The organism is Pararobbsia alpina, assembly GCF_902859895.1.
Lineage (GTDB): Bacteria > Pseudomonadota > Gammaproteobacteria > Burkholderiales > Burkholderiaceae > Pararobbsia > Pararobbsia alpina.
Map to the genome: position 1 here is coordinate 117,366 of NZ_CADIKM010000007.1, position 18,509 is coordinate 135,874.

General features: G+C 63.1%; 17 protein-coding genes. 16 read left to right on the forward strand and 1 reads right to left on the reverse strand.

Going from position 1 to position 18,509, the window contains the following annotated elements:
• Positions 1-27 precede the first annotated feature (27 nt).
• The gene (locus tag HV670_RS10385; protein WP_175104697.1) at positions 28-1,011 is read right to left on the reverse strand and encodes a malate dehydrogenase; all 984 of its coding nucleotides are present in this window, start codon (positions 1,009-1,011) and stop codon (positions 28-30) included.
• 333 nt (positions 1,012-1,344) lie between these two features.
• Here HV670_RS10385 and HV670_RS10390 point away from each other — a divergent pair, with 333 nt between their 5' ends.
• From HV670_RS10390 to trpB, 16 genes are all read left to right on the forward strand, one after another.
• A complete protein-coding gene (locus HV670_RS10390) occupies positions 1,345-2,133 on the forward strand; it encodes a GntR family transcriptional regulator (protein ID WP_175104698.1) in 789 nt (262 codons plus the stop codon).
• A gap of 202 nt (positions 2,134-2,335) precedes the next feature.
• Complete coding sequence (sdhC, locus tag HV670_RS10395; RefSeq protein ID WP_175104699.1) at positions 2,336-2,746, forward strand: succinate dehydrogenase, cytochrome b556 subunit; 411 nt, start codon at positions 2,336-2,338, stop codon at positions 2,744-2,746.
• Position 2,747: 1 nt separating this feature from the next.
• Positions 2,748-3,128: a succinate dehydrogenase, hydrophobic membrane anchor protein gene (sdhD, locus tag HV670_RS10400; RefSeq protein WP_175104700.1), complete on the forward strand. Its 381-nt coding sequence runs from the start codon at positions 2,748-2,750 to the stop codon at positions 3,126-3,128.
• Between the two features lie 4 nt (positions 3,129-3,132).
• On the forward strand, positions 3,133-4,908 hold the full coding sequence (sdhA, locus tag HV670_RS10405; RefSeq protein ID WP_175104701.1) for a succinate dehydrogenase flavoprotein subunit: 1,776 nt from the start codon (positions 3,133-3,135) through the stop codon (positions 4,906-4,908).
• A 27-nt stretch (positions 4,909-4,935) separates the two neighbouring features.
• Positions 4,936-5,640, forward strand: coding sequence for a succinate dehydrogenase iron-sulfur subunit (locus HV670_RS10410; RefSeq protein WP_175104702.1), 705 nt, complete (start codon positions 4,936-4,938; stop codon positions 5,638-5,640).
• Between the two features lies 1 nt (position 5,641).
• Positions 5,642-5,923 carry an FAD assembly factor SdhE gene (locus HV670_RS10415; protein ID WP_175104703.1) on the forward strand — a complete coding sequence of 94 codons (282 nt, stop codon included), beginning with the start codon at positions 5,642-5,644 and terminating at the stop codon, positions 5,921-5,923.
• A 28-nt stretch (positions 5,924-5,951) separates the two neighbouring features.
• The gene (gene gltA, locus HV670_RS10420) at positions 5,952-7,253 is read left to right on the forward strand and encodes a citrate synthase (RefSeq protein WP_175104704.1); all 1,302 of its coding nucleotides are present in this window, start codon (positions 5,952-5,954) and stop codon (positions 7,251-7,253) included.
• Between the two features lie 421 nt (positions 7,254-7,674).
• Positions 7,675-9,084, forward strand: a complete 1,410-nt coding sequence (gene leuC / locus HV670_RS10425) for a 3-isopropylmalate dehydratase large subunit (RefSeq protein WP_175104705.1) — start codon at positions 7,675-7,677, stop codon at positions 9,082-9,084.
• Between the two features lie 22 nt (positions 9,085-9,106).
• Positions 9,107-9,484 (forward strand): hypothetical protein, encoded by a 378-nt coding sequence (locus tag HV670_RS10430; RefSeq protein WP_175104706.1) that lies wholly within the window; start codon positions 9,107-9,109, stop codon positions 9,482-9,484.
• Positions 9,485-9,520: 36 nt separating this feature from the next.
• On the forward strand, positions 9,521-10,171 hold the full coding sequence (gene leuD / locus HV670_RS10435; RefSeq protein WP_175104707.1) for a 3-isopropylmalate dehydratase small subunit: 651 nt from the start codon (positions 9,521-9,523) through the stop codon (positions 10,169-10,171).
• 48 nt (positions 10,172-10,219) lie between these two features.
• Positions 10,220-11,287, forward strand: coding sequence for a 3-isopropylmalate dehydrogenase (gene leuB, locus HV670_RS10440; protein WP_175104708.1), 1,068 nt, complete (start codon positions 10,220-10,222; stop codon positions 11,285-11,287).
• A 313-nt stretch (positions 11,288-11,600) separates the two neighbouring features.
• Positions 11,601-12,764, forward strand: coding sequence for an aspartate-semialdehyde dehydrogenase (gene asd, locus HV670_RS10445; RefSeq protein ID WP_175104709.1), 1,164 nt, complete (start codon positions 11,601-11,603; stop codon positions 12,762-12,764).
• 214 nt (positions 12,765-12,978) lie between these two features.
• On the forward strand, positions 12,979-15,561 hold the full coding sequence (locus HV670_RS10450) for a FimV/HubP family polar landmark protein (protein WP_175104710.1): 2,583 nt from the start codon (positions 12,979-12,981) through the stop codon (positions 15,559-15,561).
• Positions 15,562-15,572: 11 nt separating this feature from the next.
• Positions 15,573-16,370: a tRNA pseudouridine(38-40) synthase TruA gene (gene truA, locus HV670_RS10455; protein ID WP_175104711.1), complete on the forward strand. Its 798-nt coding sequence runs from the start codon at positions 15,573-15,575 to the stop codon at positions 16,368-16,370.
• Positions 16,358-17,164: a phosphoribosylanthranilate isomerase gene (locus HV670_RS10460; RefSeq protein WP_175104712.1), complete on the forward strand. Its 807-nt coding sequence runs from the start codon at positions 16,358-16,360 to the stop codon at positions 17,162-17,164. The genes truA and HV670_RS10460 overlap by 13 nt, the downstream gene beginning before the upstream one ends.
• Before the next feature lie 141 nt (positions 17,165-17,305).
• Positions 17,306-18,499 (forward strand): tryptophan synthase subunit beta, encoded by a 1,194-nt coding sequence (gene trpB, locus HV670_RS10465; RefSeq protein ID WP_175104713.1) that lies wholly within the window; start codon positions 17,306-17,308, stop codon positions 18,497-18,499.
• The last annotated feature ends 10 nt before the right edge of the window (positions 18,500-18,509 follow it).

Sequence of the window (18,509 nt, forward strand, 5' to 3'; positions counted from 1 at the left end):
CGAGGTTCCGGTCGTGCACGAGCCGGCTCAGCCGAGCAGGTGCTTGATGCCGTCGCGCTCTTCGAGCAGTTCCTGAAGCGTGAAGTCCATCTTTTCGCGCGAGAACGCATCGATCTCGAGGCCTTCGATGCGCTTGTACTCGCCGTTCTCGGTGGTGACCGGCACGCCGTAGATGATGTCTTCGGGAATCCCGTACGAACCGTCCGAAGGCACGCCCATCGTCACCCACTTGCCGTTGCTGCCCAGCAGCCAGTCATGCACGTGGTCGATCGCCGCATTGGCAGCCGAAGCGGCCGACGAGAGACCCCGTGCTTCGATGATCGCCGCGCCGCGCTTGCCGACGGTCGGGATGAAGGTGTCGCGGTTCCACACATCGTCGTTGATCAGCGGCTTGAGCGGCTGGCCTTCGACGGTGGCGAAGCGGAAATCCGGGTACATGGTCGGCGAGTGGTTGCCCCAGACGGCGAGCTTCTCGATCGAGGCGACTGGCTTGCCCGACTTCGCGGCGAGCTGCGAAAGCGCGCGGTTGTGGTCGAGCCGCAGCATCGCGGTGAAGTTCTTCTTCGGCAGATCGGGTGCCGACTTCATGGCGATATAGGCATTCGTGTTGGCCGGGTTGCCGACCACCAGAACCTTGACGTCGCGGCTTGCCGCGTCGTTGAGCGCGCGGCCCTGGACGGTAAAGATCTCGGCATTGGCGGTCAGCAGGTCCTTGCGCTCCATGCCCTTGCTGCGCGGGCGGGCACCCACGAGCAGTGCGACGTCGGCATCCTTGAAGGCCGTCTTCGGATCGTCGGTGATCACGACGCCCGAAAGCAGCGGGAACGCGCAGTCTTCGAGTTCCATCACGACGCCCTTGACGGCGGCTTGAGCCTGCGGCAGGTCCAGCAATTGCAGGATGACCGGCTGGTCTTTGCCGAGCAGATCGCCGTTGGCGATGCGGAACAGCAGCGAGTACGCAATTTGGCCGGCGGCGCCGGTGACGGCAACGCGCTTTGCGGCTTTAGCCATGTATGTTCTCCAGGACGGTACGTGAGCGACCGGCGCAACGTCGTGGCCGGCATCGGGATAGCCGCGTGACAGGCACGCAGGCCATCGGCGAACACGTCCGCACGACAGAACGACGGCGAAAAATCAGTAGTTTAATCGGCTGTCGCCGGACCTTCATGACAGATTGCATCCAACCCGTGCATCAGAGGTTCCGCGCAACGCAAGCCGGTGCGAGTGTAGGAGTCGCTTCGACCAAAGTCAACCGTATCTAACCGTATCTTATGTCTTATATAAGACATATGACGGAAGGGAATTCTTGTAGACGACTTCATGGCTCTGTGAAAAAATCCGGCCATGACTTCGAATCCGCTCAACTCGACTCAACCACCTGCGGGAAACGACCGCGGGGAGGGAGCGGGCGCGCGTTCGCCCACCTTCAGCCCTTTATACCAGCAGATCAAGGCATTCATTACCCAGGGTCTGGAGACAGGCGAATGGAAGCCCGGCGAGCTCATTCCCAGTGAGGTCGAACTGGCTGCGCGGTACAAGGTCAGCCAGGGCACGGTACGCAAGGCGATCGACGAGCTGGCCGCGGAAAACCTGCTGGTACGGCGTCAGGGCAAGGGTACCTTCGTTGCGACGCACAACGAAGACAGAGTACAGTTCCGCTTTCTGCGCCTGCTGCCCGATGACGGGGGTTCGCTCGTGCATGACAGTCGGCTCGTCGAGTGCCGGCGACTGCGAGCGCCGGCCGAGATTGCGCGTCAGCTCGAACTCAAGCCGGCGGACCCCGCCGTGCTGATCCGGCGCGTGATGGAATTCGAGAAAACGCCGATCGTGCTCGACGAGATCTGGCTTCCGGGTGCAATGTTCAAGGGCCTGACGCTCGAGCGGCTGGCCGGTTATGCGGGACCGTTGTACGCGATGTTCGAGACCGAGTTCGGGACCCGGATGATCCGCGCCTCCGAGAAGATCCGCGCGGTCGCCGCGGACCCGCCGGTCGCGGAACTTCTGCAGGTGGAGCCGGGCTTTCCGCTGCTCAGTGTCGATCGCGTGTCATACACATACGGCGACCGGCCCGTCGAGGTGCGGCGCGGATGGTATGTGACGACGCAGTATTTTTATCAGAATGACTTGAGTTGAAGGCCGGTTGGGAGGTGGGGCTGGGCCCTGGTCTAAACCGGTGGGGCAATGAAATTGCCACTTTATTAGTCGAAATTGCGGTCAGTGCGCGAAGCGCGCGCCGAGCGTCCCGTATCAGCCTTGCCGCGAGGCTGCCTACGGTGCAGTGCGCCATCAAATGGCGCTAAAATCGCGGCTTGACGTAACACCAATGGGGTCTAGTATGGCTGAAGCCGTTAAAAAAACGAGACCGGAATTCCGGAACATCGGTATAGGGCAGCTCGCGCATTACCGTCTACCGCTAGCGGGCAAGGTATCGATATTGCATCGTGTCAGCGGCATTCTGTTGTTCCTCCTGCTGCCGTTCTCGCTGTACCTGTTTGAACAAAGTCTCACCTCCGAGATCAGCTTCGACACCCTCAAGAGTTTCGCCTCCAACATCATCGTCAAGCTGGTGGTCCTCGTGATCGCCTGGGCGTTTTCGTTTCACTTCTTCGCGGGCCTGCGCTTCCTGCTGCTCGATACCCATACCGCGGTAAGCAAGGAAGGCTCACGCAATACCGCGACCATCGTGCTGGTGCTCTCGACGCTGCTGACGATTGCGATCGCGCTTAAACTGTTCGGAGCCTTCTGAGATGGCAGACGCTTACCAACCCAAACAAAAAATCGGCTCGAAGCGCCTCGTCGTCGGCGCCCACTACGGGCTGCGCGACTGGCTGCTGCAACGCCTGACGGCTGTCGTGATGGCGGTCTACACCGTGATCCTCGTGGTCTGGTTCTTCGCGGCGAGCAATTTCTCCTATGAAGGTTGGGCAGGCATCTTTGCGCTGCAATGGATGAAGCTCGCGACCTTCGTGGCCCTGCTGAGCTTGTTCTATCACGCCTGGATCGGCGTCCGCGATATCTGGATGGACTACGTCAAGCCGATGGGTCTGCGCATTACGTTGCACGCATTGACGATTCTGTGGCTGCTCGGTTGTGCGGCCTACGCAGCGCAGATTCTCTGGAGAGTTTAATAGCATGGTTGCAATCAAGAATTCCGTGCCGCGTCGCAAGTTCGACGTGGTCATCGTCGGTGCGGGCGGCTCCGGTATGCGTGCCTCGCTCCAGCTCGCGCGCGCCGGCCTCTCCGTCGCGGTGCTCTCGAAGGTGTTCCCGACGCGCTCGCACACGGTTGCCGCACAGGGCGGCATCGGCGCCTCGCTCGGCAATATGAGCGAAGACAACTGGCACTATCACTTCTACGACACCATCAAGGGTTCCGACTGGCTCGGCGATCAGGATGCGATCGAGTTCATGTGCCGTGAAGCGCCGAATGCGGTCTACGAGCTCGAACACATGGGTATGCCGTTCGACCGCAATCCCGACGGCACGATCTACCAGCGCCCGTTCGGCGGCCATACCGCGAACTACGGCGAAAAGCCGGTGCAGCGCGCCTGCGCGGCCGCGGACCGGACCGGTCACGCGCTGCTGCATACGCTGTACCAGCGCAACGTCGAGGCGCGCACGCACTTCTTCGTCGAATGGATGGCGCTCGACCTGATCCGCGACGCTGAAGGCGATGTCCTCGGCGTGGTCGCGCTCGAAATGGAAACGGGCGAAGTCCACATCATCGAAGCGAAGTGCACGCTGTTCGCAACGGGCGGAGCAGGGCGCATCTACCAGGCGTCGACCAACGCGTTCATCAACACGGGCGACGGGCTCGGCATGGCCGCGCGTGCGAGTGTGCCGCTCCAGGACATGGAGTTCTGGCAATTCCACCCGACCGGCGTGGCCGGCGCGGGCGTGCTGATCACCGAAGGCGTGCGCGGTGAAGGCGGGATCCTGCGCAACAAGAACGGCGAGCGTTTCATGGAGCGCTATGCGCCGACGCTCAAGGACCTCGCGCCGCGTGACTTCGTCTCGCGCTCGATGGACCAGGAAATCAAGGAAGGCCGCGGCTGCGGCCCGAATGGCGACTATGTCTATCTCGACCTGTCGCATATCGGCGCGGAAACGATTCTCAAGCGCCTGCCGTCGATTCGCGAAATCGCGCTGAAGTTCGCAAACGTCGACGCGATCAAGGAACCGATTCCGGTCGTGCCGACGATCCACTACCAGATGGGCGGCATCCCGACCAATATCCACGGTCAGGTCGTCGGCAAGAATGGCGACCCGTCGGCGCCGGTGCACGGCTTCTACGCCGTGGGCGAATGCTCGTGCGTGTCGGTCCACGGCGCGAACCGCCTGGGCACGAACTCGCTGCTCGACCTCGTGGTGTTTGGCCGCGCGGCCGGCAACCACATCGTCAAGCACATCGAGGAACTCGGTTCGCACAAGCCGCTGCCCGCCGACGCGGCCGACTTCGCGCTGTCCCGACTCGCGAAGCTCGACAGTTCGACCTCGGGCGAATACACGCAAGTTGTCGCGGGCGACATCCGCAACACGATGCAGACGCATGCGAGTGTGTTCCGTACCTCCGAACTTCTGGCGCAAGGCGTCACGAAGATCAACGAGATCGCTTCGCGCGTCGACAATGTGCACCTCAAGGACAAGTCGAAGGTGTTCAACACCGCGCGTGTCGAAGCCCTCGAACTCGCGAACCTGATCGAAGTCGCCAAGGCGACGATGGTCTCGGCCGATGCACGCAAGGAAAGCCGCGGCGCGCATGCCCTGCGCGACAACGAACACCGCGACGACGAGAACTGGATGCGCCATACGCTCTGGTACCGAGAGGGCAATCGCCTCGACTACAAGCCGGTTCAGATGAAACCGCTGACTGTCGATTCGGTTCCGCCCAAAGCCCGTACCTTCTGACGCACTGGCGACCCACAGGATTCCATCATGGCAAAACGTACTTTTGAAATCTATCGCTACGATCCGGACCGGGACGCAGCGCCACGCATGCAGACGTATGAGGTCGATCTCGACCCGTCCGACCGCATGCTGCTCGACGCGATCATCCGCCTGAAGTCGATCGACGAGACCCTGTCGTTCCGCCGTTCGTGCCGCGAAGGCGTGTGCGGTTCGGATGCGATGAACATCAACGGCAAGAACGGTCTGGCCTGTCTGACCAACCTGAACGAGCTGCCGTCCAAGATCGTGCTGCGTCCGCTGCCAGGCCTGCCCGTCGTACGCGACCTGATCTGCGACTTCACGCAGTTCTTCAACCAGTACCACTCGATCAAGCCGTACCTGATCAACGACACGCCGCCGCCCGAGAAAGAGCGTCTGCAGTCGCCTGAACAGCGCGAAGAACTCGATGGCCTCTACGAGTGCATCCTGTGTGCGAGCTGCTCGACCTCGTGCCCGAGTTTCTGGTGGAATCCCGACAAGTTCGTCGGTCCGGCCGGCCTGCTGCAGGCCTATCGCTTCATCGCCGATTCGCGCGACGAAGCGACGGGCGAACGGCTCGACAACCTGGAAGACCCCTACCGCCTGTTCCGTTGCCACACGATCATGAACTGCGTCGACGTCTGCCCGAAGGGGCTGAATCCGACGAAGGCGATCGGCAAGATCAAGGAACTCATGGTTCGTCGTGCGGTTTAGTATGAACGAACCGACCGCTTCGGAACATCAGGCCGATCCTCACCGCCGTGCACGCCTGCGCTGGCGCGCGCGACGTGGCCTGCTGGAGAACGATCTGATTTTCGAGCGGTTCTTCGAGCGCTACGAGCAGAACCTAAGCGATGCCGACGTCGGCGCGCTGACCGCCCTGCTCGAGCTGTCCGACAACGAGTTGATGGACCTGCTGATGGCGCGTGCCGAGCCCGAGGGCGAACTCACCAATCCGGCGACCCGGCACATCCTGGCACTTCTGCGCTCCTGTTGAAATTCCCATGTTCGTATAGAGGACCCCTATGACTCCGTCCGAAGTAAAAGCCACGCTATCGTTCAGCGACAATTCGCCCAGCGTCGAAATGCCGATCTACCAAGGAACGATGGGTCCGGACGTTATCGATATTCGCAAGCTGTACGGCCAGACCGGCAAGTTCACCTATGACCCGGGCTTCATGTCGACGGCCGCCTGTAACTCGGCGATCACCTATATCGATGGCGACAAGGGCGAACTCCTGTACCGCGGTTATCCGATTGAAGACCTGGCCGTCTCGGCCGACTTCATGGAAACCTGCTACCTGCTGCTCAAGGGCGACCTGCCGACCGAAGCGCAAAAGGCCGAGTTCGTGAGCACCGTGACCAGCCACACGATGGTTCACGAGCAGATGCACCTGTTTTTCCGGGGCTTCCGCCGCGATTCACACCCGATGGCCGTGCTCACGGGCTGCGTGGGCGCCTTGTCGGCGTTCTACCATGATTCGCTGAACATCAGCGATCCGCATCATCGCGAAGTCTCGGCGATCCGCATGATCGCGAAGCTGCCGACGCTCGTCGCGATGGCTTACAAGTACAACATCGGCCAGCCCTTCGTCTACCCGAAGAACGACCTGTCGTACTCGGCCAATTTCATGCGGATGATGTTCTCGAATCCGTGTGAAGAGTACGTCGTCAACGACGTGCTCGTGCGCGCGCTCGACCGGATCCTGATCCTGCATGCGGACCACGAACAGAACGCCTCGACCTCGACCGTGCGTCTTGCGGGTTCGTCGGGCGCGAATCCGTTCGCGTGTATCGCAGCCGGCATCGCGTGTCTCTGGGGCCCGGCCCACGGCGGCGCGAATGAAGCCGCGCTGAACATGCTCGAGGAAATCGGCTCGGCCGACAAGATTCCTGAATTCATCAAGCAGGTGAAGGACAAGAATTCGGGCGTCAAGCTGATGGGCTTTGGCCATCGCGTCTACAAGAACTACGATCCGCGCGCGAAGCTCATGCGCGAAACGTGCTACGAAGTGCTCAACGAGCTCGGCCTGCACGACGATCCGCTGTTCAAGCTCGCGATGGAGCTCGAGAAGATTGCGCTCGAAGACGAATACTTCGTGTCGCGCAAGCTCTACCCGAACGTCGACTTCTACTCCGGTATCGTCCAGCGCGCGCTGGGCATCCCGACGTCGATGTTCACTTGCATCTTCGCGATGGCCCGCACGATCGGCTGGATCGCCCAGTGGAACGAGATGATCGGCGACCCGGACCAGAAGATCGGCCGTCCGCGCCAGTTGTTCATCGGCGACAAGCCGCGCAAGGCAAAGCCGATCGCACAGCGCTAAGCCGCACAGCACGGCATTGGTGAAAAAGGGGTACCTTCGGGTACCCCTTTTTTTGTTTGGGTGCGGGGATCTGGGTGGTGCGCAACCGGATCGGGAGCAGGGTCATGACCGAAGCCGCTGCATAAAAACGATGTCGGGTAATTCATATCCTGGTACTAAAAATACCAGAGAAGGCGTCGTATTGAGCAAATTTAGATGCTCTTTGACGTAAGTTGAGTGGGAGCCTTTGTGGCATAATCAACTAATGGACCGCTGGGTACCAGGACAGGAAGGGTAGAACATCCGCCTCGTCAACGCTGCGAGATGCTTGACTCGACGAGCAGGTGCATGGCACGCGAGGCCTGATACCCGGCCACCGGATGCCCAGCTTATAAAAGATTCCCCACCGGCGCTTACGCGCCGCTTTGTAGTGAAGATGACCATGGCGAAGACGCTCTACGACAAATTGTGGGACTCGCATGTCGTCCATTCCGAGGACGATGGCACCACCATTCTCTATATCGACCGGCAACTGCTGCACGAGGTGACCAGCCCCCAGGCCTTCGACGGTCTGCGGGTAGCGGAGCGCAAGGTCTGGCGCATCAGCGCGAACCTCGCCGTGTCCGATCACAACGTGCCGACCACGGGCCGTGCCGAAGGCATCGCCGATCCGGTCTCGAGACTGCAGGTCGATACGCTCGACAACAACTGCGACGCGTACGGCATCACGCAGTTCAAGATGAACGACGTCCGCCAGGGCATCGTCCACATCATCGGACCTGAGCAGGGTGCGACGCTGCCCGGCATGACGATTGTCTGCGGTGACTCGCATACGTCGACGCATGGCGCCTTCGGCGCGCTCGCGCATGGCATCGGCACCTCCGAGGTCGAGCACGTGCTGGCCACGCAGACGCTGCTGCAGAAGAAAAGCAAGAACCTGCTCATCAAGGTCGAAGGCACGCTGCCGCGCGGCTGCTCGGCCAAGGACATCGTGCTCGCGATCATCGGCAAGATCGGCACGGCCGGTGGAACTGGCTATGCGATCGAGTTCGGCGGTTCGACCATCCGTGCGCTGAGCATGGAAGGTCGCATGACCATCTGCAATATGGCGATCGAAGCGGGCGCGCGCGCCGGCATGGTGGCCGTCGACGATACGACGATCAACTACCTGAAGGGCCGGCCGTTCGTGCCCAGCGGTGTCGAGTTCGATCAGGCCGCTGCGATCTGGCGCGGTTTTGTATCCGACCCGGGTGCGCATTTCGATCGAGTCGTTGAACTCGATGCCGCGGAGATCAAGCCGCAGGTCAGCTGGGGCACCTCGCCCGAAATGGTGGTGTCGATCGACGGACGCGTGCCCGATCCCGAACGCGAGAAAGACCCGATCAAGCGCGGGGCGATCGAACGCGCGCTCCAGTACATGGCGCTCTCGCCCGACACGCCGATCGAGGCCATTCATCCGGACAAGATCTTCATCGGCTCGTGCACGAATGCGCGCATCGAAGATCTGCGCGCCGCCGCGTATGTGGTGCGCAAGCTCGGCCGCAAGGTCGCGCCGAATATCCGGCTGGCGATGGTCGTCGCCGGTTCGGGCCTCGTCAAGAAGCAGGCGGAGAGCGAAGGTCTCGACAAGATTTTCACCGACGCGGGTTTCGAATGGCGCGAGCCGGGCTGCTCGATGTGCCTCGCGATGAATTCCGACCGCCTCGAGCCGGGCGAGCGCTGCGCCTCGACCTCGAACCGCAACTTCGAAGGGCGGCAGGGAGCGGGCGGGCGCACGCATCTCGTGAGTCCGGCGATGGCGGCTGCGGCGGCGATCGAAGGGCATTTCGTCGACATCCGCAAGCTGGGCTAATCTCTTTTGTGAAGAATCACTGATGAAGACGGAGCCAAAGCAAGGTCGTTTGGGATTCGAGATTCGCCTGGCGGGGCTGTTCGCGTCCGTCTCGCTGATCGCGGGTCTCGTTGCCGGGTCCGCCGCGCATGCCGACGTGCATCCGGTCGACGATGCCAAGGCGGCCGGCCATGAAATCGGTGCCGATGCGAAAAAGGCCGGTCACGAGATCGGCGACAAGAGCGTCGAGGCCGGCCATGCGATCAAGCGAGACAGCAAGTCGGCGGCGCACGGCATCAAGGACGGTGCGAAGTCCGCGGGCCACGCGATCGGCAACGGCGCGAAAGCCGCGGGCCATGCGATCGCCAGTGGCGCGAAGACCGTGGGTCACAAGATCCACACCGCCTTTCACAGCGATTGACGTTCTCTAGACCGGAAGATTTTTCAGAAGCTGATCATGGACAAGTTTACCGTTCACACGGGCCTCGTGGCCCCGCTCGACCGCGAAAACGTCGACACCGACGCGATCATCCCGAAGCAATTCCTCAAGTCGATCCTGCGTACGGGCTTTGGTCCGAACCTGTTCGACGAATGGCGCTATCTCGACGTAGGCGTCCCCGGCGCGGACAACTCGAAGCGTCCGCTGAACCCGGATTTCGTGCTGAACCAGGCGCGCTACCAGGGCGCCTCGGTGTTGCTCGCACGCAAGAACTTCGGCTGCGGGAGCTCGCGCGAGCATGCGCCGTGGGCGCTCCAGCAATACGGCTTCCGCGCGGTCATTGCGCCGAGTTTCGCCGATATCTTTTTCAACAACTCCTACAAGAACGGCTTCTTGCCGATCGTGCTGACCGAGCAGCAGGTCGATCACCTGTTCAATGAGATCTTCGCGTTTCCGGGCTACCAGTTGACGATCGATCTCGAAGCGCAGGTCGTGCGTGCCGCCGACGGCCGCGAATATCCGTTCGAGATCGCCGGATTCCGCAAGTACTGCCTGCTCAACGGCTTCGACGACATCGGCCTGACGCTGCGTCACGCGGACAAGATCCGCGCGTTCGAAGCCGAACGCCTGGTGCGGCAGCCCTGGCTTGCCAACCGGCTGCCCCGCTGAGCCCCTTCACCTAGCCAAGCAAAATAAAGCGTACAGGAAGCGACATTCATGAAGATTGCAGTCTTGCCGGGTGACGGCATCGGTCCGGAAATCGTGGCGGAAGCCGTCAATGTGTTGAACGCGCTCGGCGAGTCGTTCACGCTCGAGGAAGCGCCGGTCGGCGGTGCGGGTTACGAGGCGCAGGGGCACCCGCTGCCCGACTCGACCCTCGCGCTGGCCAAGGCTGCCGATGCGATCCTGTTCGGTGCCGTCGGCGACTGGAAGTACGACAGCCTCGAACGCGCGCTGCGTCCCGAACAGGCGATTCTCGGTCTGCGCAAGCACCTGCAGCTGTTCGCGAATTTCCGTCCGGCGATTCTCTACAAGGAGTTGGCCGGTGCTTCGTCGCTGAAGCCCGAAATCGTGTCGGGGCTCGATATCCTGATCGTGCGCGAACTGAACGGCGACATCTATTTCGGTCAGCCGCGCGGCGTGCGCGAAGCGCCGGACGGCCCGTTCGCGGGTGCGCGCGAAGGCTTCGACACGATGCGCTACAGCGTGCCCGAAGTGCAGCGCATCGCTCACGTTGCGTTCCAGGCCGCGCAGAAACGCAGCCGCAAGCTCACCAGCGTCGACAAGTCGAACGTGCTCGAGACCTCGCAGCTCTGGCGCGACACGATGATCGATGTCTCGAAACAGTATCCGGACGTCGAGCTCTCGCATATGTACGTCGACAACGCGGCGATGCAGCTCGTCAAGGCGCCGAAGTCGTTCGACGTGGTCGTGACCGGCAATATGTTCGGCGACATCCTGTCTGATCAGGCGGCGATGCTGACCGGCTCGATCGGCATGCTGCCTTCGGCTTCGCTCGACAAGGCCAACAAGGGCCTCTATGAGCCGTCGCATGGTTCGGCGCCGGACATCGCAGGCAAGGGCATCGCGAATCCGCTCGCCACCATCCTGTCGGCCGCGATGATGCTGCGCTACTCGCTTGGCAAGACGGAGCAGGCCGACCGCATCGAGACCGCGGTCAAGAAGGTGCTGGCCCAGGGCTTGCGCACGCCCGACATCTGGGAAGCCGGCACGCAGAAAGTCGGCACGCGCGAGATGGGCGCGGCGGTGGTCGCCGCGCTCTAGCAGCAAAGCCGTCCGACGGTGGCCGCTGCGAGTCGAGGCAGCGGCCATTGTCGTTTTTGGGCGATGCGGGGGGGGGCGTATTGGGCGAATAGCGGGCAGCGAATTGTGGGCGGTGGCGGCAGGTGCCATATCGAGCTTTCCCGGTGAGTGGCCCGCTACCCACACGTCAGGGTTTTGGGTTATTTTTTGGCTTTTTTATGTTGGTTTGCCGCAAGTTTGCGCGGCAGGCGGCTCAAGTCGGCGATACTGCGGGCTGTAGCGCAAGCTGCGCGGATGTAGCTCATGTGACGAAATGCGAAGCGAGTGAGAGAAAATGAAGACTGTGGGTCTCGTAGGTTGGCGTGGCATGGTGGGATCGGTCCTGATGCAGCGCATGCAGGAAGAAAACGATTTTGCACTGATCGAGCCGGTGTTTTTCAGCACCAGCAATACCGGTGGCGCGGCACCGTCGTTCGCCAAAAACGAGACTACGCTCAAGGATGCGATGAGCATCGACGCGCTTCGCAAATGCGATGTGATCATTACGTGCCAGGGCGGCGACTACACCAATGAGGTGTTCCCCAAGCTGCGCGCGGCCGGCTGGAATGGCTACTGGATCGACGCGGCCTCGTCGCTGCGGATGAACGACGATGCATTGATCGTGCTCGATCCGGTCAATCTCGACGTCATCAGGAACGGCCTCAAGAAGGGTGTGAAGAATTTCATCGGCGGCAACTGCACGGTCAGCCTGATGCTGATGGCACTCGGCGGTCTGTTCCGCGAGAATCTCATCGAATGGACCACCGCGATGACCTATCAGGCCGCCTCGGGCGCGGGCGCGCAGAACATGCGCGAACTGCTGAGCCAGATGGGCGCGCTGCACGCGTCGGTCGCCGGGCAGCTCGCAAGCCCGGCGTCGGCGATTCTCGAGATCGACCGCGGCGTGATCGGCACGATGCGCGGCGCGGACATGCCGGTCGACCATTTCGGCGTGCCGCTCGCGGGCTCGCTGATTCCGTGGATCGACAAGGACCTTGGCAACGGCATGTCGAAGGAAGAATGGAAGGGCGGCGCCGAGTCGAACAAGATTCTCGGCAAGCCCGCCATGGGCGAGCCCGGCAGCGTGCCGGTCGACGGCCTGTGTGTGCGCATCGGCGCGATGCGCTGCCACTCGCAGGCGTTGACCATCAAGCTCACGAAGGACGTACCGCTCGACGAAATCGAAAGCATCGTCGCTTCGGGTAACGATTGGGTCAAGGTCGTGCCCAATACGCGCGACGCGTCGATTCGCGATCTCACCCCGACCGCTGTGACGGGTTCGCTGCATGTGCCGGTCGGCCGATTCCGCAAGCTCGCGATGGGCGGCGAGTATCTGTCGGCATTTACCGTCGGCGACCAGCTGCTGTGGGGCGCGGCGGAGCCGCTGCGGCGTATGCTGCGCATCCTGCTCGATGCCGAACAGACAGCGGGCACGCGCGCTGCGCATGTCTATGCCTGACACGGGAGCGGTACGATGACACGATCGCTCGGGCAAGACGGAATGCCCGATCGGTTTGGCCTCGTGCTAATCTCGCAGACGCAGGTACGCTGTGGCGTTTCCTTGGCGCAATAGAAGCGCCGCGTTCGCGCGGCGCTTTTTTATTAGAACTTTGACAGTCGTGGCAGACGCTGCGATCTTACGAGGTGCGAACGGTGCCTTGTCCGGGAGTGTGATGATCGTGTTAGACCGACTGGTGCGCAGCCTCGTGGCGCCGCCATCCTGGAAGTCCACGGTGTTCACGTGGTCGATCGCGGTGCTGGCCGCGATGTCGCTGAATGCGCAGGCCCAGCGCCCGCCCGCTTCCTCTCACGCGGCCCATGCGGCTGAAGGGTCGGGCGGCGCGGCCGCCTCCGAGGCGAGCAACGAGCCTCCGATGCCCGATCACTATGAGGTGCAGAAAGGGCAGTGGCTGACCGATATCGCCGGCGAACTCACGCATTCGAACGACCCCACGGTCAAGCAGAAAATGGCCGATGCGCTGTACGCCGCGAATCCCGATGCGTTCTTTGCAAATGATCCAAATCGTCTGAAGATTGGGGCCGTGCTCAAGGTTCCCCATTTGCACGGCAGACCGGCATCGGCTGTGACCGCGAGCACGTCGGGTTCATCGAAGCACGCAGCCTCTGGAACCTCGTCCGTCTCTTCAGCTTCCGTAGCCACGGCTCACGCGTCGTCCACGTCGGCAGAGGCGTCGATGCCGTTCACCGCGGCCGCAGCAGGCGCTTCTGCAACGGCCGATGTGATGGCCGCAGGTGCGTCGGCCACACCTGGCGCCGCGTCAGTGGCGGGGGCTCCGGCTTTGACCGCCGCTGTGGCTAGCGTCGCCATGATTGCTTCCGCCTCGAATGAAGGCGGCGCTTCTGACGCCGCCTCTTCTACCACCGCAAGCTCGTCGGTTCCGGCCATCACTGCTGCCGCGAGCGACGCCGCAAGCGCGTCCGCGACGGCCGTCGCCTCGGGTACGCGTGCGTGGACCGGAGCGATTGCTCCGCCGCCCGCGCCGCCGCCGTCCGCTTCCGACGCGAGCGCAAGCGGTCCGGCCCAATCGCAGAATGTGTCGAGCCTCCAGCAACTTCTGCAACTGAAGAACCGCGTGCTTGCGGCCTTGCAGGCCCATGGCCTCGGTCCGCACGCATCGGCGCCGGCCACCACGGAGCTCACCGCTTCATCGCCTTCCGCCGCGGCACCGCCCGCCGCCGCGCGGGTCACACCCCGGCCGCAGACGGGTCCGTTGCAGGGACCGCTCGCGATTCCCGCCTTGATCGTCGTCCTGATCGTCGTGGCACTTGCGATCTGGATCTGCCTGCCGGCACGCAGACGCGAGCCGGCAGCGAATGCTGCGCCGCCGGACTTGCCATTAGGCACGGGAGGCCCGCACGGCGACGGCACGGAGGAGAGCAAGGATAGCGTTCCAGCGCATCCTCGTTTAGACGACGAAGCGCAGACGGCCGCGGGCGCGGGCGTTGCGATTGCCGGCATCGCGGCAAGCGCCGCCTATGCCGCGCAGGCACCGTCTTCCGGTTCGCAAGGCGATTCTGCCGGCGAAGCCGAATCAGAGTCGGAAGGTGAAGCTGGAGTAGATGCAGAAGCCCAAGTCAAGGCTGAAGCTGAAGCCAACGCCGAAGTCCACAAAGACATCGATGAACCCGATGAAGGACGTCAGCCGCAAGCCGAGCCGCCGTTCTCCCTGGAGGAGGGCGCGACCGGCGGTCTGCCGACTCACGACCCGCAGCGCCGCATGTTCGTCGAGGAAGCACGTGCGCCGTACGACGCCGGACTGCTGCTCGGCCTGCTCGAAATGCACGCGCATCGCCGTGAAGTCACGCGGTTCGAAGAGCTGGCCAATGAGCTATGGGAACTGACCGATGGCGAAGGGCCCGACTGGCAGCGTGCCGCTGGCATGGGGCGTGGCATCGATCGCGACAATCCGCTCTATGCGGACGACCCCTACGCGGCCTACCAATCGGCACACGATGCGAACAAGGGCGTCGCGAAGCCGCTTCCCGAGGTCGACCTCGACTTGCCGGAAGTGCCTTCGCTCGAGGCCGCGACACCGGTGTCGGATCCTGCTGCAGTCGCGCCGGACCCCACGCGGGACGATGCCTCGCGCTCGAGTGATGCCACCTCATCCTTCTTGCCCGAAGCGACGCCGCCCGCTCATGTGCCAGTGTCCGAACCCCATGAACGGCTGCCGCTTGGGCTGACCGACGCGGATCAACCGGCCCCGTTGGTAGCCGATGAAATCGAACATGGCACGACCGGTGCCGGCTCGGTCGCGGGGCTCGGCGCGGGGGCGGGTAGTGGGCTGAGTGGAGAGCGGGACACCGGGTTGAATGCAGAGTTGGATTCTGCACCGGGTACGGCGTCCGACACCGGAGCGCCGTTCCATGATGCGCTGTCCGGTGCGCATGACGACGTCGCGCGCAGCGGCGATGGCGGCCCGAGTCATGCCGCGGATGCCAGTGCGGCGAGCGTGCCGCCGGCTGTGACATCGGGCACTGGCGCGCCGAATTTCGGCGCTCTAAAGCTCGACTTCGACTTCGACCTCGAGCTGACACCGAATGCGGCCGCGCCCGGCTCGAGCCCGACGTCGCACGATCTCGCCATGATCGCGCGCAACAAGCTCGACCTCGCTGCCGAATATATCGACCTTGGCGACCGTGCCGGCGCGCGTACCCTGCTCAACGAAGTGCTCGCCACGCAAGATCCGGCCACTCGCGAACGCGCACAGGCGCTGCTCGCGACGTTGGCCTGAAGGGTAGGGCGATGCGCATCGCATTAGGATTGCAATACGACGGTTCGGCTTTCTGCGGCTGGCAGTCGCAGCCGCACGTCAAGACCGTGCAGGACGAACTCGAGCGCGCGTTGAAGGGCTTCACGACCGTGCCGATACCGACGGTCGTCGCGGGCCGTACCGACACCGGCGTCCATGCATTGGGGCAGGTGGTTCATTTCGACACGGAGCTCGAGCGCGAGCCGTTCTCATGGGTCAGGGGCATCAATGCCTTCCTGCCGAAGACCGTCGCGATCCAGTGGGCGAAGCCGGTCAGCGACACCTTCCATGCACGCTTTGCCGCTTTCGAGCGGACCTACTACTACGTGCTCTATGTCCATCCGGTGCGCTCGCCCATGCTCACGGGCCGAGCGGGCTGGGTGTTCATGCCGCTTGACGTCGAGGCGATGCGGGCGGCCGCCGCGCAGTGGGTCGGCACGCACGACTTCACGTCGTTCCGTTCTTCCGAATGCCAGGCGAAGAGTCCCATCAAGCGACTACATCAAATCGATATCGAGCCGCGCGGTTCGTTCATTCATTTCCGCTTTCGCGCGAACGCTTTCCTCCATCATATGGTGCGCAATCTGATGGGCTGCCTGCTCATGATAGGACGCGGCCGCCAGCGCCCCGAATGGGCAAGCGAGGTGCTGGCCGTGCGCGACCGCAAGGCGGCCTCGCCAACCTTCATGCCCGATGGGCTGTATCTGGCGAAGGTCGGTTATCCGGCCGAATTCGAACTGCCCGAACCGAACCTCGGAAGCGAGCCATGGAGCGATATATGGACCCTCTGACGTCCCCGGCTTCGTCGACGCCACCGTTGGCCTCTGCCTCTGCATCGGCCGCCTCGCGAGGCGAACCTGGCTTGGCCGGATTGCATGCCGTGTCCGAACCTCCCGAATCCTTTCCCATGCGCACGCGCATCAAGCTGTGCGGCTTGTCGCGAGTCGAGACCGTCCAGCATGCGGTCGCGCTCGGCGCGGACGCGATCGGAATGGTCTTCTACCCGCCGAGCCCGCGTGCGATTGACATCGCGCGCGCCGCGGAGCTCGCGCGCCACGTGCCGCCCTTCGTGACGATCGTCGGCCTGTTCGTGAATCCCGACGAGGCCTTGTTGCGCGAGGTCACGGCAGCCGTGCCGCTCGGCGTGCTCCAGTTCCACGGTGACGAAACCCCAGAGCGCTGCGCGGCCCTCGCGACGGCGGTGCGCCTGCCCTGGCTGCGGGCGATCCGCGTGAAAATGGATTCGACGCCCGCCGATTTGGTAGAATCGGCCGTCAACTATGCTGCCGCACACGGCTTGCTGCTCGATGCGCATGTCGACGGGTACGGCGGCGGCGGAAAGGTGTTCGATTGGTCAATCATTCCCGCAGAGCTCGCGCGTCGGGCCGTTTTAAGTGGTGGCTTGAACGCACAAAACGTCCGTGAGGCCATTGCCCGCGTGCGTCCGTACGCTGTCGATGTCTCGAGTGGCATCGAAGCCGAGGGCGCCAGGGGCGTGAAGGATCACGCCAGGATGACGGCATTCGTGCGCGCGGTGCGCGAAGCGGATGCCGGTTCACTCGACAGCCCACTTTCAAAGCCTTGAGGCCGACGCCGGAACAGATCGACAGGTATCGTGCATGCCCTCGGGCCCGGGACTTTCCACAGGGAAGCCCGTGGCTCATGAGCGGCGGCATCGTGCCGGTCCTCCCGTCTCTCCCGCGCGGCCCCCTGACGGAGCCAGACCATGTACAACCTGCCTGACGAGCGCGGCCACTTCGGCCCGTACGGTGGTATTTTCGTTGCCGAAACTCTGATTCACGCACTCGACGAGCTGCGGCAAGCCTACGAGAAGTACCAGCACCAACCCGAGTTTGTCGCCGAATACCAGCGCGAGCTCAAGCATTTCGTCGGCCGGCCTTCGCCGGTCTATCATGCGCAGCGCTGGAGCGAGATGCTCGGCGGCGCGCAGATCTATCTCAAGCGCGAAGACCTGAACCACACGGGCGCCCACAAGGTGAACAACGTGATCGGCCAGGCCCTGCTTGCGCGCCGCATGGGCAAGCCGCGCGTGATCGCCGAGACCGGCGCGGGCCAGCATGGCGTCGCGACGGCCACGATTGCCGCGCGCTTCGGCATGGAGTGCGTGGTCTACATGGGCTCGGAAGACATCCGCCGCCAGGCGGCCAATGTCTATCGGATGAAGCTGCTCGGCGCGACCATCGTGCCGGTCGAGTCCGGCTCGAAGACGCTCAAGGATGCGCTCAACGAAGCGATGCGCGACTGGGTCACCAATATCGAGAACACCTTCTACATCATCGGCACGGTTGCGGGTCCGCATCCGTATCCGATGATGGTCCGCGACTTCCAGCGCGTGATCGGCGACGAGTGCAAGGTGCAGATGCCCGAGATGATCGGACGTCAGCCCGATGCGGTGATCGCCTGCGTGGGCGGAGGCTCGAACGCGATGGGGATTTTCTATCCGTATATCGAGGACGAGCAGGTTCAGCTGATCGGCGTCGAGGCGAACGGCGACGGCCTCGAAACCGGCCGTCACGCGGCCTCGTTGCAGGGTGGTTCGGCGGGCGTGCTGCACGGCAACCGGACCTACCTGCTGCAGGACGAGGACGGTCAGATCATCGAGACGCACTCGGTGTCGGCGGGGCTCGACTATCCGGGCGTGGGTCCCGAACATGCATGGCTCAAGGATTCGGGTCGCGCGACTTACGTCGGCGTCACCGATAACGAGGCCCTCGCTGCTTTTCACAATCTGTGCCGGATCGAGGGCATCATTCCGGCGCTCGAGTCGAGTCACGCGATCGCGTATGCGGCGAAGCTTGCCCCGACGCTGCCGCGTGACAAGGTCCTGCTCGTCAACCTGTCCGGCCGAGGCGACAAAGACATGCATACCGTCGCCGAACGCGCGGGCATCGAACTCTGAGCCGCCGCGC